At 67.2% G+C, this 13,925-nt stretch carries 16 protein-coding genes; 12 read left to right on the forward strand and 4 right to left on the reverse strand.

The window, feature by feature from the left end; genetic code table 11:
- Positions 1 to 134: 134 nt before the first annotated feature.
- The 7 genes from nifB (at position 135) to dusA (ending at position 5,211) form a co-directional block, all read left to right on the forward strand.
- Entirely contained in the window at positions 135 to 1,613 is a 1,479-nt protein-coding gene (gene nifB / locus ACXAD2_RS17725) for a nitrogenase cofactor biosynthesis protein NifB (protein ID WP_475172408.1), read from the forward strand.
- A gap of 70 nt (positions 1,614 to 1,683) precedes the next feature.
- On the forward strand, positions 1,684 to 1,878 hold the full coding sequence (locus tag ACXAD2_RS17730; RefSeq protein ID WP_475172411.1) for a 4Fe-4S binding protein: 195 nt from the start codon (positions 1,684 to 1,686) through the stop codon (positions 1,876 to 1,878).
- Between the two features lie 2 nt (positions 1,879 to 1,880).
- Positions 1,881 to 2,624, forward strand: a complete 744-nt coding sequence (locus tag ACXAD2_RS17735) for a 4Fe4S-binding leucine-rich repeat protein (RefSeq protein ID WP_475172414.1) — start codon at positions 1,881 to 1,883, stop codon at positions 2,622 to 2,624.
- Complete coding sequence (locus ACXAD2_RS17740; RefSeq protein WP_066099615.1) at positions 2,624 to 2,968, forward strand: nitrogen fixation protein NifZ; 345 nt, start codon at positions 2,624 to 2,626, stop codon at positions 2,966 to 2,968. The genes ACXAD2_RS17735 and ACXAD2_RS17740 overlap by 1 nt, the downstream gene beginning before the upstream one ends.
- The gene (nifT, locus tag ACXAD2_RS17745) at positions 2,965 to 3,183 is read left to right on the forward strand and encodes a putative nitrogen fixation protein NifT (RefSeq protein WP_475172417.1); all 219 of its coding nucleotides are present in this window, start codon (positions 2,965 to 2,967) and stop codon (positions 3,181 to 3,183) included. Before ACXAD2_RS17740 ends, nifT begins: the two co-directional genes overlap by 4 nt.
- 3 nt (positions 3,184 to 3,186) lie before the next feature.
- Positions 3,187 to 4,029, forward strand: a complete 843-nt coding sequence (locus ACXAD2_RS17750; protein ID WP_475172420.1) for an SIR2 family NAD-dependent protein deacylase — start codon at positions 3,187 to 3,189, stop codon at positions 4,027 to 4,029.
- Positions 4,030 to 4,194: 165 nt separating this feature from the next.
- Positions 4,195 to 5,211 carry a tRNA dihydrouridine(20/20a) synthase DusA gene (gene dusA, locus ACXAD2_RS17755; RefSeq protein ID WP_475172422.1) on the forward strand — a complete coding sequence of 339 codons (1,017 nt, stop codon included), beginning with the start codon at positions 4,195 to 4,197 and terminating at the stop codon, positions 5,209 to 5,211.
- On the opposite strand, the gene ACXAD2_RS17760 is transcribed toward dusA, so the two are convergent.
- From ACXAD2_RS17760 to ccmI, 3 genes are all read right to left on the reverse strand, one after another.
- Positions 5,208 to 5,447, reverse strand: a complete 240-nt coding sequence (locus ACXAD2_RS17760; RefSeq protein WP_475172424.1) for a DUF1289 domain-containing protein — start codon at positions 5,445 to 5,447, stop codon at positions 5,208 to 5,210. The two genes, dusA and ACXAD2_RS17760, sit on opposite strands and share 4 nt — an antisense overlap.
- A gap of 4 nt (positions 5,448 to 5,451) precedes the next feature.
- Positions 5,452 to 5,925 carry a Holliday junction resolvase RuvX gene (gene ruvX / locus ACXAD2_RS17765; RefSeq protein ID WP_224900365.1) on the reverse strand — a complete coding sequence of 158 codons (474 nt, stop codon included), beginning with the start codon at positions 5,923 to 5,925 and terminating at the stop codon, positions 5,452 to 5,454.
- Between the two features lie 152 nt (positions 5,926 to 6,077).
- On the reverse strand, positions 6,078 to 7,319 hold the full coding sequence (gene ccmI, locus ACXAD2_RS17770) for a c-type cytochrome biogenesis protein CcmI (RefSeq protein WP_475172428.1): 1,242 nt from the start codon (positions 7,317 to 7,319) through the stop codon (positions 6,078 to 6,080).
- Between the two features lie 176 nt (positions 7,320 to 7,495).
- Here ccmI and ACXAD2_RS17775 point away from each other — a divergent pair, with 176 nt between their 5' ends.
- Positions 7,496 to 8,740, forward strand: coding sequence for a sarcosine oxidase subunit beta family protein (locus ACXAD2_RS17775; RefSeq protein WP_475172430.1), 1,245 nt, complete (start codon positions 7,496 to 7,498; stop codon positions 8,738 to 8,740).
- Positions 8,741 to 8,781: 41 nt separating this feature from the next.
- Here the strand turns inward: ACXAD2_RS17775 and ACXAD2_RS17780 are convergent, their stop codons facing one another.
- Complete coding sequence (locus tag ACXAD2_RS17780; RefSeq protein ID WP_066099639.1) at positions 8,782 to 9,198, reverse strand: hypothetical protein; 417 nt, start codon at positions 9,196 to 9,198, stop codon at positions 8,782 to 8,784.
- A gap of 263 nt (positions 9,199 to 9,461) precedes the next feature.
- Here ACXAD2_RS17780 and ACXAD2_RS17785 point away from each other — a divergent pair, with 263 nt between their 5' ends.
- The 4 genes from ACXAD2_RS17785 (at position 9,462) to ACXAD2_RS17800 (ending at position 13,903) form a co-directional block, all read left to right on the forward strand.
- On the forward strand, positions 9,462 to 9,791 hold the full coding sequence (locus ACXAD2_RS17785; protein WP_475172433.1) for a hypothetical protein: 330 nt from the start codon (positions 9,462 to 9,464) through the stop codon (positions 9,789 to 9,791).
- Positions 9,792 to 9,896: 105 nt separating this feature from the next.
- Positions 9,897 to 10,220: a sarcosine oxidase subunit delta gene (locus ACXAD2_RS17790; protein ID WP_475172436.1), complete on the forward strand. Its 324-nt coding sequence runs from the start codon at positions 9,897 to 9,899 to the stop codon at positions 10,218 to 10,220.
- A 67-nt stretch (positions 10,221 to 10,287) separates the two neighbouring features.
- Positions 10,288 to 13,326, forward strand: coding sequence for a sarcosine oxidase subunit alpha family protein (locus tag ACXAD2_RS17795; protein WP_475172438.1), 3,039 nt, complete (start codon positions 10,288 to 10,290; stop codon positions 13,324 to 13,326).
- The gene (locus tag ACXAD2_RS17800) at positions 13,319 to 13,903 is read left to right on the forward strand and encodes a sarcosine oxidase subunit gamma (RefSeq protein ID WP_475172440.1); all 585 of its coding nucleotides are present in this window, start codon (positions 13,319 to 13,321) and stop codon (positions 13,901 to 13,903) included. Before ACXAD2_RS17795 ends, ACXAD2_RS17800 begins: the two co-directional genes overlap by 8 nt.
- Positions 13,904 to 13,925 lie beyond the last annotated feature (22 nt).

Genomic DNA, 13,925 nt, shown 5'->3' on the forward strand with positions numbered 1-13,925 from the left:
TTGTGCCCTTAGCGACATCCGGCGCGACAATCGCCCGCCGGAATGTCGCAAAACCCAAGGCCCCGGCGTTTGGCACGGCGCTTGCTGAAGGACATGGAAACGCTCCGAACCTCCAGCATGAAGGAAACGCGCGCATGTCCAATGTCATTTCGATCGGCGACCTCTCGGTCGGCTCCAAGGATACGCTCACCAAGGCGATGGAATCCGAAGGCTGCTCCTCCTCGGCCTGTGGCTCCTCCGACGCGCCAGAGGATATGGACCCGGCCACTTGGGAAAAGGTGAAGGATCACCCGTGCTATTCGGAAGAGGCGCATCACTACTTCGCGCGCATGCATGTGGCCGTGGCACCCGCCTGCAACATCCAGTGCAACTACTGCAACCGCAAGTACGACTGCGCCAATGAATCCCGCCCCGGCGTGGTCTCGGAACGGCTGACGCCGGAAAAGGCCGCGCGCAAGGTGATCGCCGTCGCCAATGAGATCCCGCAACTTTCGGTGCTTGGCATCGCCGGGCCGGGCGACAGCGCCTACGATTGGAAAAAGACCCGCGAGACCTTCCGGCTGGTCCATGAGCAACTGCCCGACATTAAACTCTGCCTCTCGACCAACGGTCTGGCGCTGCCCGATCACGTGGATGATCTGCTCGACATGAACATCGACCATGTGACGCTGACGATCAACATGATCGACCCCGAGGTCGGCACGAAGATCTACCCGTGGATTTTCTGGGACCACAAGCGCCGCACCGGGCTCGAGGCCAGCCAGATCCTGCACGAGCGGCAGATGCAGAGCCTCGACATGCTGCACGAGCGCGGCATCCTCGTGAAGGTCAACTCGGTGATGATCCCCGGCATCAATGACGAGCATCTTCTTGAGGTGAACAAGGAGGTGAAGAAGCGCGGCGCCTTCCTGCACAACATCATGCCGCTGATCTCGGCCCCCGAGCATGGCACGGTCTTTGGTCTCGAAGGCCAGCGCGGGCCGACCGCCGCCGAGCTGAAGAAGCTGCAGGATGCCTGCGCGGGCGGGGCCAACCTGATGAAGCACTGCCGCCAGTGCCGCGCCGATGCGGTGGGCCTGCTGGGCGAGGACCGCGGGCAGGAGTTCACCATGGATCTGGTGCCCGACGAGGTGACCTACGATCCCTCCAAGCGCGAGGCCTACAAAGAGTGGGTCGCCGAAGAGCGCGGCGAGCGCCGCGCCGCCGCCGAGGAAGCCAAGGCCGAAACGCAGGCCGCCGTTGCGGGCGATGCCGGTGCGATGCTGATCGCGGTCGCCACCAAGGGCGGCGGGCGGATCAATCAGCACTTCGGCCATGCCACCGAATTTCAGATCTTCGAGGTGGATGCGGAAGGCGTGCGCTTTGTCACCCACCGGCGCTGCGACAATTACTGCGTCGGCGGCTACGGCGAAGAGGACAAGCTCGAACTGGTGATCAAGACGCTCGAGGGGATCGACACGATCCTCGTGGCCAAGATCGGCGACTGCCCGCGCGAAGACCTCGAAGCCGCCGGGATCGAGGCCATTCAGGACTACGCCTACGAGTACATCGAGACCGCGGTCTCGGCGGTCTACCGCGCCAAGGCGGGGCTTCCCGCCGCTGAAATCGCCTGACCGCAAGTTCCCCCGGGGGGGGCGCAGCCCGCGCCCTTCGACAGCCGTTCGCATCAGGAGTGAGCACGCCATGTCCCTGACCATCGTCCAGAGCAATTGCACCGTCTGCGGTGCCTGCGAGTTTGAATGCCCCAACGCCGCGATCCGCTTCGAGGATGAGACCTACATCATCGATCCCGACCTCTGCACCGAGTGCAAGGGGCACTACGATATCCCGCAATGCGCCGAGATCTGCCCGGTGCCGGAAACCTGCGTGCCGGCCTGAGCATGCCCGATGGACCAGAGCCTCTCGACTGGCAGGGCGCGCCGCTTGATTGCACGGGCTGCCGGTTTCGTGCCCGGCTGGCACCGGGGCGCTGCGGGCTGGGCTGGTCCTGCCTGCACGACCGCTACGCCAAGCGGATCGAGCGGTTCTTTCTGCTCAACCGCGATCTGGCCGACGAATGCCTGACGCACCCTTACTTTGAGGTGCGGATGAATGCCGCAAGGGTGGCCTCGGTCTTTCGCTTGCCGCGGATGCTGTCGGACCCGGATGCCGGGGTGCGCGCCATGGCGATCCTGCGCCTGCCCAGCGTGCAGGCGGCGCGGCGGGTGCATGATCCGGACCGGCGGGTGCGCATCGCCGTGGCGCATCGGCTCGATGTGGATGCGCTGGTGGCGATGGCGGACGACGCCGACAGCTATGTGCGCAGCATCGTCGCACGCCGCGCCGCGCCGGGAATGCTGCCGGTGATGCTCGGCGATGACGACCCCGAGATCCGCCGCATCGTCGCGCGGCGCATCGGCGAGGGCTGGCTCGACCGGCTGCGGCTCGATCCCGACCCGCTGGTGCGCCGCGAGGCGGCGGCGCGCTGCCCGGCGCCCTTTGTCGGGGATGCGGACATGCGGGTGCGCCACACGGTCGCCGAGAATGGCACCACCGCCGAGGCCGAGGCGCTGCTCGACGATCCAGAGGAAATCATCCGCGAGACCGCCCGCGCGCGGCTCGCTCAGCTGAAGGAGAATGCCTGATGTCTACCGATGACCGCGAGATCGAGGTCTACCGCGACCCGGCCTTCGAGCCGGGCGACAAGGTGATCTCGAAGAAGAACGTCAAGAACGACGGCACCATGGCCGGGGTCGAGATCGGCGAGACCGTGGTGCGCAAGGGCGACGAGGGCTACGTGCGCGACATCGGCGTGTTCCTCCAGCAATTCTATATCTACGCGGTCGATTTTGTCGGGCGCGGCAGCATCGTCGGGATGCGCGAGCGCGAGCTTATTGCAGCCGACCCGGACGCGTCGCGCCGGGTGGACGACCCAAGCGCGCTGCAATCCCACATCGTCACACGCACCAGCAGGGAGGCGGCAGAATGAAAGTCATCATCCGCGAAACGCCGAAGGGGCTCGAGGCCTATGTGCCCAAGAAGGACCTCGAGGAAATGGTCGTCGAGACCGAGAACGAGGGGCTCTGGGGTGGCTGGGCCCGGCTGTCGAACGGCTGGGTTTTTGCCATGCCCGCCTTTGACGAGCCGCCGCGCCTGCCGATCACCGTGGACGCGCGCCGCCTGACCACCGCCGAGGAGGACTGAGCCATGTCGCCCTATGACCAGCTTGAACAGGCGATGATCGAGGTCGCCGCCGGACGCCGCATCGCCTATCTCGGACCCGAGGTCTCGGCGCTCTCGGGCGGCCGCGCGCCAAGCTCTCCGGCTGCGCTCTGCGCGCAGATCGAGGCGCAGGTGCGTGCGCCGCGCCGGGCGCAGGGCAACCTGTGGTCGGTGGCGCAATATGTCGAGAGCCGCAAGTTCCGCGCCACGCTCGACAAGCTGGTGCAGGACGCCTTTGCCGGGGATACCCCCGGCCCCAATCCGGTGCACGACTGGCTGGCGCGGGTGCGCCCCTCGATGGTGGTGGACACATGGTATGACGACGGGTTGCTGCGCGCCTTCGATGCCGCAAGCCAAGGCACCGAAGATTGGGGGCTGGTGCAGGGTGTCAGCCGCAATGGCGAATGGATCGACATCTTCACCCGCGCCTATGACACCACCGGCGCCGAGGTCGAAGCCGCCGATCCCGCGTGGAAGACCTTGATCTACAAGCCGCACGGGCTGGCGCGCAAGGGCGGCTCGATGCTGATCTCCGACAGCGATTACGTCGAGGTACTGACCGAGATCGACATCCAGCGTCCGATCCCCGAGGAGGTGCAGCGCCGCCGCACCGGCACGCCATTCCTGTTCCTCGGCTGCCGCTTCGACGATCAGATGCTGCGCATTTTCGCGCGGCAGATCGCCAAGCGCTCGGGGCAGGGGCATGTGATCGTCACCCCCGGCCCGCTGAGCCGCATGGAGGCGCGCTTTGTCGAGGAGATGGGCGCCACATGGCTCGACCTGCCCGCCGAAGCGGTGGCCGAGGCGCTGTCAGTGCCCGAAGGCTGAACAGCGCCCGCCCGCTTGGGCCCGGCCCGCGCATGCGCTATCCTGCACGCGGGGCCGAAGCCGAGCAGGCGTCATTCCGGCGCATATTGTGTTGCACAGTCTATTGCACCGGGCCCTGATCCGGGGCAAACGGCCCCGCACAGGCAACCAAGGGGCCAATGCACCATGACCGCACAGGCAGCACAGAAAGATCTCGACCTGTCGCGGGCCGCGCGGCTTTCCGTCGCTCCGATGATGGATTGGACCGACCGGCACTGCCGGTACCTGCATCGCATCTTGTCGCGTGAGAGCCTGCTTTATACCGAGATGGTCACGTCGCCCGCGCTGGTGCGTGGCGGGGCCTTGCATCTGCTCACCTATGATCCCTCGGAGCATCCGGTGGCGCTGCAGCTTGGCGGCTCGGATCCCGAAGAGCTTGCGCAGGCGGCGAAGCTGGGGGCCGAGGCGGGCTATGACGAGATCAACCTCAACTGCGGCTGTCCCTCGGATCGGGTGCAGTCGGGCACCTTCGGCGCGGTGCTGATGAAACACCCGCAGCTGGTCTCCGATTGCGTCGCGGCCATGCGCGAGGCGGTGGACGTCGAGGTGACGGTGAAATGCCGCATCGGTGTCGACGAGCAGGAGCCGCGCGAGGTGCTGCCCGAGTTCCTCGAAAAGATCGCCGCAGCGGGCTGCGCGCGGGTCACCATCCACGCGCGCAAGGCGTGGCTGCAGGGGCTCAGCCCCAAGGAGAACCGCGATATCCCGCCGCTCGATTACGAGTTGGTGCATGAGATGAAGGCCGCCTTTCCGCAGCTTCATGTGTCGATCAACGGCGGGGTGCAGAGCCTCGAAGAGGCCGAGGCGCATCTGGCGCGGGGCCTCGACGGGGTGATGATCGGCCGGTCGGCCTATCACCAGCCGTGGGACGTGCTGGCCGAGGCGGATGCGCGTATCTTCGGGCGGGATGTGGAGACGGTATCGCCGGATGCGGCGGTCGCCGCCATGCTTCCCTATATCGAGCGCCATATCGCGTCGGGCGGGAAGCTGCATCAGATCACGCGGCACATGCTGGGGCTCTACGCGGGGCGTCCCGGCGCGCGCAAATGGCGGCAGGTGCTGTCCGAAAAGTCGACCCGCGATGGCGCTGGCCTCGAGGTGATCGAAGAGGCGCAGGGCCGGATGCGCGACGCCGCCGCCTAAGCCTCGCGGCTGCGGCGTCCGGCGCGGCCGCCCCGGCGCTGGCGCAGCAGCGCCTTGCGCTCGGGCAGCGCGTCCATGATGGCGCGGCGTTCCTGCGGCGTGTAGCCGCCCCAGCCCGCGATCTCATCGAGCGTGCGCAAACAGCCGGTGCAGAGCCCGGCTGCGCGGTGCACCACGCAGATATTGATGCAGGGGCTTTCTATGGGGCCATCGTCGCTGGGCGCGTCGCCGGTCATCGGCTCAGGCCCCGCGCAGATGGCGCAGCCGGTCCAGCGCGCCCTGCAGGATGAAGCTCGCCGCCACATGGTCGATCAGCTCGGCGCGCTTCTTGCGCGAGGTGTCGGCTTCGAGCAGCGCGCGTTCGGCGGCGACGGTCGACAGACGCTCGTCCCAGAAGCTGATCGGCCCGTCCCAGAGGTTCGACAGGTTGCGCGCGAAGGCGCGGGTGGATTGCGCGCGCGGGCCTTCGGAGCCGTCCATATTGCGCGGCAGCCCGAGGATGATGCCGCCGACCTCGCGGTCCCGAACGATCTTGAGCAGCGCCTCGGCGTCGAGGGTGAATTTCTTGCGCTTGATCGTCTCCACCGGGGTGGCGACCGACAGCAGCCGGTCCGAGAGCGCGACGCCGATGGTCTTGGTGCCAAGGTCGAGCCCGGCAATGGCCCGCATCGGCGGCAGGGCGGCGGCGAAATCGGCGATGTCTTCGTGGATCATCTCGGGGCGTCCTGTGCTGGTTTCGCGCTGTTTAAGCCAGCGCGGGCGGTGTGGGAAGGGAGGGGCGCTGCCCCTCTTGGCCTGTCGGCCAATTCACCCCGGCGTATTTGGAAAGAGAAGAAGGGCCCAGCGACGAATGGACCGCCGGGCCATCAGTCGGTGAGGCCGGCGCGGGCCGCGCCTTGGCGCACCGTGGCGAGCGCCTCGGGGCGGGTGGCGAAAACCTGCTGCGCTTCGTTCCAGATGGATTGCGCGCGATCGGTCTGGCCGAGCACGCCGAGCGCGGTGAGCAGGCGGGCCCATTCCTCGGGGCTGCCGCCCTGATCAGCGAGACGCTGCGAGAGATTGTCGACCATCCCCTCGATCATCGCCTGACGGTCGCCTTCGGACATCTCGGAGGCGGCTTGCATGTCTTCTGTAGTTGGTCCCGGAAGATCGGCGCTGGCCATCTGCGGCAGCGTGTAGTCGTTGATCCCGGCGCGCTGCGCCATCTGCGGCATCTGCTCGGCGATGGCGGGCACCCAGGGCGAGCCCGCGTCGCTGTCGCGCAGCAGATTGTCCCAGATGCGGAAGGCGCTGTCGGGGCGGCCGGTCTGCGCCATCATCAGCCCGCCGTAATAGCGTGCCACGCCGTTCTCGGGATCGCGCTGCATGACCTGATCGAGCACTTTTTCGGCCTCGGGCGAGACGTAGCCACCTGCCGCCAGAACCATCATATCCGCCAGATCGGCATAATCTTCGGCACCGGCAGCATCGGCCTTGAGGTCGATCACCCGGCGCTGCGCCGCATAGGCGGCGGCGTAATTGCCAAGCGCTGCCTCAGAGCGGGCGAGCAGCATCTGGCCCTGCAGATCGTCCGGGCGCTCCTCCACCGCGCCGCGCAGGCGGGTGACGAGCTGAGCGTATTCCTCGGGCGCATCGCTGGGCGGGCTGGCGGGCAGGGCGGCTTCGGCCTCTTGTTGCGAGGGGCGAGCCTCGCGCATCTCTTGCGCTGCGGCGATACGCCCGCGCAGCGTCAGATCGCCATAGCCGGGCGCGCCGAGCGTCAGATAGAGCGCATAGCTGCCGCCGATCAGCGCCAGCAGCAGCAGCGCGGCACTCAGCCGGCGCGGTCCGCGTGCGGCGCCGCTGGCGGGCGCGGCACCGGCTTGATGGGCGCGGCTGTCGGCGGCGAGAATGCGGCGCGACACTTCGGTGCGCAGCCGCTCGGCCTCGGCCTCGCCGATGGTGCCACGGGCGCGGTCGCGGTCGATCTCGGAAAGCTGGTCGCGGTAGACCTGCAGGTCGGAGGCCTCGGCCCCGGTGATCTCGCGGCGCGCGCGCAGCAGGGCCACCACCATCGGGGCGGCCACGGCAAGCACCGCAAGGCCGGTCACGATCCAGAAAATCATCATCCCAAGCTCTCCTTCTGCCCTCCATGTATATGCCCGCGCGCCGGGAAAAAAGGGCAAAGCCCTGCAGCTCTTTGCCGCGTGTTCACCGCGCGGCAAGACAGGCGGTTGCACCGCGCGCCGCCGCGTGCAGGAATTGCATCAGCCAGTGGATTTTTCACAAAGCGGATTCGAGACCCATGAAACGCTATTCGGTATTTGCCATCGCCCGTGAGGCCGCCCGTTACCACACCGGCTGGGCGCGCGCCTGGCGCAAGCCCGAGCCGAAGCGCCGCTACAGCGTGGTGATCATCGGGGCGGGCGGACATGGTCTGGCCACCGCCTATTACCTCGGCAAGAATTTCGGCATCACCGATGTGGCGATCCTCGAGAAGGGCTGGCTTGGCGGCGGCAACACCGGGCGCAACACCACGATCATCCGCTCGAACTACCTGCAGGACCCTTCGGCAGCGATCTATGAGAAGGCCCGCTCGCTTTACGAGGGGCTCAGTCAGGACCTCAATTACAACGTGATGTTCAGCCCGCGCGGCGTGATGATGCTGGCGCAGACCGAGCATGAGCTGCGCGGCTATCAGCGCACCGTACACGCCAACCGACTGCAGAACATCGAGACCGAGATGATTGGCCCGCGCGAGGTGAAACGCCTGTGCCCGATCATGAACATCGACGGGCCGCGCTATCCGGTGCTGGGCGCGCTGTGGCAGGCGCGCGGCGGCACGGCGCGCCACGATGCGGTGGCCTGGGGCTATGCGCGGGCCTGCTCGGACATGGGCATGGACATCGTGCAGAATTGCGAGGTGACCGGCATCCGCGCGGAGGGCGGCAAGGTGCAGGGCGTCAGCACCACCCGCGGCGAGATCGACTGCGACAAGCTTGGCATCGTGGTGGCGGGACATTCGGGCGTGCTGGCCGAGAAGGCCGGCTTCCGGTTGCCGATCGAGTTGGTGGCGCTGCAGGCGCTGGTCTCCGAGCCGATCAAACCCTGCATGGATGTGGTGGTCATGGCCAACACGGTGCACGGCTATATGAGCCAGTCGGACAAGGGCGAGATGGTGATCGGCGGCGGCACCGACGGCTTCGTCAATTACACCCAGCGCGGCAGCTTCCAGCACATCGAGGAAACCGTGCGGGCGCTCACCGAGACCTTCCCGATGATCAGCCGCCTCAAGATGCTGCGGCAATGGGGCGGCATCGTCGATGTGACCGGCGACCGCTCGCCGATCCTGTCGCAGACACCGCTGGAGAATTGTTTTCTCAACTGCGGCTGGGGCACCGGCGGCTTCAAGGCGATCCCCGGCTCGGGCTGGGGCTTTGCCGAACTGATGGCCAAGGGGCACTCACCGCTCACCGCCGAGTTCGGGCTGGATCGGTTCCGCGAAGGGCGGTTCATCGACGAAAGCGTGGCGGCGGGGGTGGCCCATTGAGCGCCGCCACGAGCCCCTTCGGAGGCGCTGCTGCTCGCGCCTCAGCGGCCGAGCGCGCTGCGCGGCAGGGTGACGGGCAGGGGCGCGGCCAGCCCCATCAGCCCGGTCTGCGCGCCTTGGCCCGCGTTGCAGGGCGGGTGCCAGCTGTCGATGAACTCGCGGGCGATCATCTGCCGGTCCTCGGGGCGCGACAGCGCCACGGCACCCACGGTGTCGAACCCCATTTCGGCGGCGCGGGACCACGGGCCGTTCTCGCGCTTGTCGGCCTCAAGCTGCGCGCCAAGCGCTTCGGCGTCGCCCACATAGAGGATTTGCGCCTGCACGGCGCGCCCCTCGGGCAGGCGCATCAGAAGATAGACCGCGCCTTCGTCGGCAAAGGCGGTGTCGGCGGTGAAAAGCTCGACCGGGTAGCGGCGACCGCGATGGCTGGTCAGGGTCAGGGTCAGAAGTCTGCTCATGGGGCCTCCTTGCGTGGCTTCTTGTCTTCCGGTTCGGGCCGGCGTTTCCTCACGGTAGGTCGGGGCGGTGACCAATCATTGACCAAGCGCAACACAGCGCTGAATTCCGCGTGTATTCAGCGTGTACGCCCGCAAATCAGGCGCGCGCAGGGGGGAGGTGCCCGCACGATGAACGGAAAATGGACCATTGCCGCGGTGCAGCGGAACGGAACCGCCGGGCTGCGCGTTGCGGTCACGCAACGCAGCACCCAAGGAGAGCGCCCATGGCAGGCCACGCCACGCCGCATGACACACCCGCGGCAGAGGCCCGCGCAACAGGCCGCGCACCTGGCCGGGACGCCCCCCGCAAGAGCCGCTCATCGGCGCGCAGCGGCCTCGTGGCGCTGCTCTCCCTGCTTCTGGGCGTGGCGCTCGTGGTCATTGCCGTTGTCCTCTGGGCGCTGTTCGGAGCCGGACCAGAGGCGGGCGCTGGCGACCAAAGCAGCGCTGCCGCCAGCGCCGACAGCCAAAGCCTCGTCGAAGCGGTCGAAGCGGTGGAAGGCGAAAGTGGCACGCTTCAGGACACCGCCGAGCCGCCCGCCGCTGCGGACTGACGGCACCGCGCGCTCTCTGATCCGCCAAATTACCGCCCCCGCCGCTCCGGCGGGCTGGCGGCGCTGCGCCATGCCCCTGTCTTCCCCAACCAAAGGAGAGGTCGCATGCTGATCCTCACCTGTCCCTGCTGCGGCCTCGAGGCTGCAGAGATCGAACTCGCGCCCGGAGGCGAGGCGCATCTGCGGCGCGAGGGCCCCGGCAGTTCCGATGCCGATTTTGAGGCCTACCTCTTCAACCGCCACGCGGCGAAAGGCCCGGTGCTGGAACGTTGGCGCCACGCCTATGGCTGCGGCAAGTGGTTCCTTGCGGCGCGCGACAGTGTGACGATGGAGGTCTATGGCACCTACAGCGCCCGCGCGCCCGAACCGCCCGAAGAGATCCTCGCGCGGATCCGCACCCGCCACCCGGACTGGCAGGTGCCCGCATGAGCTTTCACCTTTCGGCAAATACTCCCGCCGGAGGCTCCGGCGGATTCCAGACAGCGAGGCACCGCACATGAGCACCCGTCTGGCCAAGGGCGGTCGGTTCATCGACCGCTCCAAGAGCATCCGCTTCACCTTCGACGGCACATCGATGACCGCCCATCCCGGCGACACGCTGGCCTCGGCGCTCATCGCCAACGACCGGCTGCTGATGGGCCGCAGCTTCAAATATCACCGCCCGCGCGGGGTCGTTGCCTCGGGGGCGGAAGAGCCGAACGCGCTGGTCGGGCTTGGCACCGGCCCACGCTTCGAGCCGAACCAGCGCGCCACGACCACCGAGGTCTTTGACGGGCTCACCGCCGAAAGCCAGAACCGCTGGCCCAGCCTCGAGCATGACATCGGCGCGGTGAACGCGGCGCTCTCGCGCTTTCTGCCCGCGGGGTTCTACTACAAGACCTTCCTCTGGCCGCGCGCCTTCTGGAAGCATCTCTACGAGCCGGTCATCCGCCGCGCCGCCGGGCTTGGCAAGGCGCCGCATCCGGAAAGCCGCGACGCCGATGGGTACGAGCATTTCCATGTCCACACCGATGTGCTGGTGGTCGGCGGCGGCATCGCGGGGCTGCAGGCCGCCAAGACCGCCGCGCGGGCCGGGGCCGAGGTGCTGCTGATCGAGCAATCGCCGCATTGGGGCGGGCGTGCGCCGGTCGATGGCGGAACGATCGACGGCATGACGCCCGAGGCGTGGGTCGAGGCGACGCTCTCTGAGCTTGACGCGCTGCCGAACCTGCGCCGCGTCGCGCGCTGCATGGGCGCGGCGGTGCAGGATCATGGCTATGTGCTCGGCTACGAGCGGCTGACCGATCACGTGCCGGGCGCGGCGGGTCCGCGTCACCGGCTCTGGCGGATCCGCGCCAAGCGCATCATCACAGCCACCGGCGCGATCGAGCGGCCGCTGAGCTTTGCCGGCAATGACGTGCCGGGGGTGATGCTGGCCTCGGCGATGCGCGATTATGTGGTGAACTATGGCGTCACGCCGGGCGAGAAGGTGGTGATCGTCACCAACAATGACGACGCTTATCGCACCGCGCTGACGCTCGTCGATGCCGGTGTGATCGTCGAGCGGGTGCTCGACGCGCGGCCCATGGGCGGCGGCAAGTTGATGGAACTGGTGCGCGAGCGCGGCGTGCGCGTCGATCCCGGGCGCGCGGTGGCGAAAGTCACGGGCGGGGCGCGGGTGGCGACGGTGCACAGTTGTCTCGCCGATGGCACCGGCAATGTGCTCGAGGATATTGCTTGCGATGCGCTTGCCATGTCGGGCGGCTGGTCTCCGGTTGTGCATCTCTGGTCCCATTGCGGCGGCAAGCTGCGCTGGGACGAGGATGGCGCTTTCTTCAGACCCGATCCCGCGCGGGCCGCCAGCGGTGCCGATGGCATGGCAAATCTGATCGCGGCGGGCGCGGCTGATGGCGAAATGAGGCTGAATTATGTCCTGCAAAGTGCTGATAAAGCAGGTCTAAAGGCCGCTCTTGAAGTGGGGTGTGAGGAGGCAAAAGGTATCTCTGCGACGGGCGAGGACCTTGGCGAGACCCCGCTTCTGGCCACATGGATCATGCCCAGCAAGGCGACGCCCGATCTGCGCATGAAGGCCTTCCTCGACTATCAGAACGACGTGAAAGTATCGGACCTGCAGCTTGCCGCCCGCGAGGGCTATGAGAGTGTCGAACACGCCAAGCGCTACACCACGCTGGGCATGGCGACGGATCAGGGTAAGCTCAGCAATATCAATGGTCTTGCCGTGCTTTCTCATGCATTGGGTGAGGCCATTCCTCAGGTTGGCACCACCACGTTCCGCCCGCCTTACACGCCGATCTCTTTTGGCGCGATCACCGGCGAGGCGCGGGACGAGCTGTTCCAGCCGCTGCGCCGCACGCCGATGGATGCGTGGCACGAGGCCAACGGCGCCGCTTTCGAGCCGGTGGGGCAATGGCGGCGGCCCTATTGCTACAAGCGCCCCGGCGAGACCACCGAGATGGCGGTCAATCGCGAGATTCTTGCGACACGTCAAAGCCTTGGGCTGCTGGATGCATCCACGCTGGGCAAGATTGTCGTCAAAGGGCCGGATGCGGGCAAATTCCTCGACATGCTCTACACCAACATGATGAGCACGCTGCCGGTGGGCAAATGTCGCTACGGGCTGATGTGCAGCGAGAACGGCTTTTTGATGGATGACGGCGTGGTGGTTCGGCTGGCCGAGGACACTTGGCTCTGCCACACCACCACGGGCGGCGCCGAGCATGTGCATGCTCATATGGAAGATTGGCTGCAATGTGAATGGTTTGACTGGCAAGCCTATACCGCCAATATAACCGAGGCCTACGCGCAGGTCGCCGTGGTTGGCCCGCAGGCGCGGCACCTTCTGGAAAAGCTCGGCGGCATGGACCTCAGCAAAGAGGCGCTGCCGTTCATGAGCTTTGCCGAAGGTACGCTCGGCGGCTTCCCGGCGCGGGTGTTCCGCATCTCCTTTTCTGGAGAACTCAGCTATGAGGTGGCGGTTCCGGCGGGCCTCGGGCGGGCATTCTGGGGGCGTTTGCTGGAGCTTGGCGCGGAATGGGACGCCACGCCCTATGGCACCGAGGCACTGCATGTGATGCGCGCCGAGAAGGGCTTCATCATGATCGGCGACGAGACCGACGGCACGGTGATCCCGCAGGATCTGAACCTTGGCTGGGCGATCTCGAAGAAGAAGGAAGACTTCCTCGGCAAGCGCGCGCAGGAGCGGGTGCATATGGCCGATCAGACCCGCTGGAAACTGGTCGGGCTCGAAATGGACGATGGCGGTGTGCTGCCCACGGGCGCGCTCGCCATTGCGGCGGGCAAGAACGCCAATGGCCAGCGCAACACCGAGGGGCGGGTGACCTCCTCCTATTTCTCGCCGACGCTGGGCAAGGGGATCGCCATGGCGCTGGTGCGCGGCGGCCCGCAGCGGATGGGCGAGGAGCTGACCTTCACCACCGATGACTATGATCCCGCAGACGAGGCCAAGACCACGCTGAAAGCGCGGATCGTCAGCCCGGTCTTTTACGATGCCGAGGGGGCAAGGAACGATGTCTGAGATCACCATGGAGCCGATGAGCCCGCTGATGGGCGCCGTGGCCGAAGGCGCGATCACCCTGCGCGAGATGGGGCCCTGCGGCATGGTTTCGCTGCGCGGCGCGTTTGATCATCCGGCCTTTGCCCACCCGGTTGAGGCACTGGCGGGCTGCGCGCTGCCGGGGCGCTGGCAGGTCTCGGGCACGGCGGAGCGGGGGCTGCTGTGGATGTCGCCCGATGAGCTGCTGTTGCTGTTGCCGCATGGCGAAGCCGCCGAGGCGGCGCGGCGGCTGCAGGCCGAGCTGGATGACGCCGGGGCGCTTGCGCTGGTGCTCGACGTGTCGGACATGCGGGTGCGGCTGAGCCTGACCGGCGGCTGCCTGCGCGAGACGCTGGCGCGGCTCACGCCCAGCAATATGGCGCCCGCTGCGTTTCCGGTCGGGGCGCTGCGCCGCACCCGACTTTCGCAGGCGGCTGCGGCGATCTGGCTGGTCTCGGACGAGGAGGCGCAGATCTTCGCCTTTCGCTCGGTGGCCGATTACGTCTTTCGTCTGCTGTCTGGCGCGGCGAAAAATGGCCCGGATTTCGAATATTTCTGAGGCGTAGCTCATTGCACCTTTG

Source organism: Salipiger sp. ABN3_019 (assembly GCF_056158605.1).

Excerpts from the sequence above, each read along its gene's own strand:
- ccmI (WP_475172428.1), bottom strand. The coding sequence starts at position 7,319 with ATGATGATTTTCTGGATCGTGACCGGCCTTGCGGTGCTTGCCGTGGCC.
- ACXAD2_RS17750 (WP_475172420.1), top strand. The coding sequence starts at position 3,187 with ATGTCGCCCTATGACCAGCTTGAACAGGCGATGATCGAGGTCGCCGCC.
- ACXAD2_RS17795 (WP_475172438.1), top strand. The coding sequence starts at position 10,288 with ATGAGCACCCGTCTGGCCAAGGGCGGTCGGTTCATCGACCGCTCCAAG.
- ACXAD2_RS17780 (WP_066099639.1), bottom strand. The coding sequence starts at position 9,198 with ATGAGCAGACTTCTGACCCTGACCCTGACCAGCCATCGCGGTCGCCGC.
- nifB (WP_475172408.1), top strand. The coding sequence starts at position 135 with ATGTCCAATGTCATTTCGATCGGCGACCTCTCGGTCGGCTCCAAGGAT.
- ACXAD2_RS17740 (WP_066099615.1), top strand. The coding sequence starts at position 2,624 with ATGTCTACCGATGACCGCGAGATCGAGGTCTACCGCGACCCGGCCTTC.
- ACXAD2_RS17790 (WP_475172436.1), top strand. The coding sequence starts at position 9,897 with ATGCTGATCCTCACCTGTCCCTGCTGCGGCCTCGAGGCTGCAGAGATC.
- ACXAD2_RS17775 (WP_475172430.1), top strand. The coding sequence starts at position 7,496 with ATGAAACGCTATTCGGTATTTGCCATCGCCCGTGAGGCCGCCCGTTAC.
- ACXAD2_RS17800 (WP_475172440.1), top strand. The coding sequence starts at position 13,319 with ATGTCTGAGATCACCATGGAGCCGATGAGCCCGCTGATGGGCGCCGTG.
- nifT (WP_475172417.1), top strand. The coding sequence starts at position 2,965 with ATGAAAGTCATCATCCGCGAAACGCCGAAGGGGCTCGAGGCCTATGTG.
- dusA (WP_475172422.1), top strand. The coding sequence starts at position 4,195 with ATGACCGCACAGGCAGCACAGAAAGATCTCGACCTGTCGCGGGCCGCG.
- ACXAD2_RS17730 (WP_475172411.1), top strand. The coding sequence starts at position 1,684 with ATGTCCCTGACCATCGTCCAGAGCAATTGCACCGTCTGCGGTGCCTGC.
- ACXAD2_RS17760 (WP_475172424.1), bottom strand. The coding sequence starts at position 5,447 with ATGACCGGCGACGCGCCCAGCGACGATGGCCCCATAGAAAGCCCCTGC.
- ACXAD2_RS17735 (WP_475172414.1), top strand. The coding sequence starts at position 1,881 with ATGCCCGATGGACCAGAGCCTCTCGACTGGCAGGGCGCGCCGCTTGAT.
- ruvX (WP_224900365.1), bottom strand. The coding sequence starts at position 5,925 with ATGATCCACGAAGACATCGCCGATTTCGCCGCCGCCCTGCCGCCGATG.
- ACXAD2_RS17785 (WP_475172433.1), top strand. The coding sequence starts at position 9,462 with ATGGCAGGCCACGCCACGCCGCATGACACACCCGCGGCAGAGGCCCGC.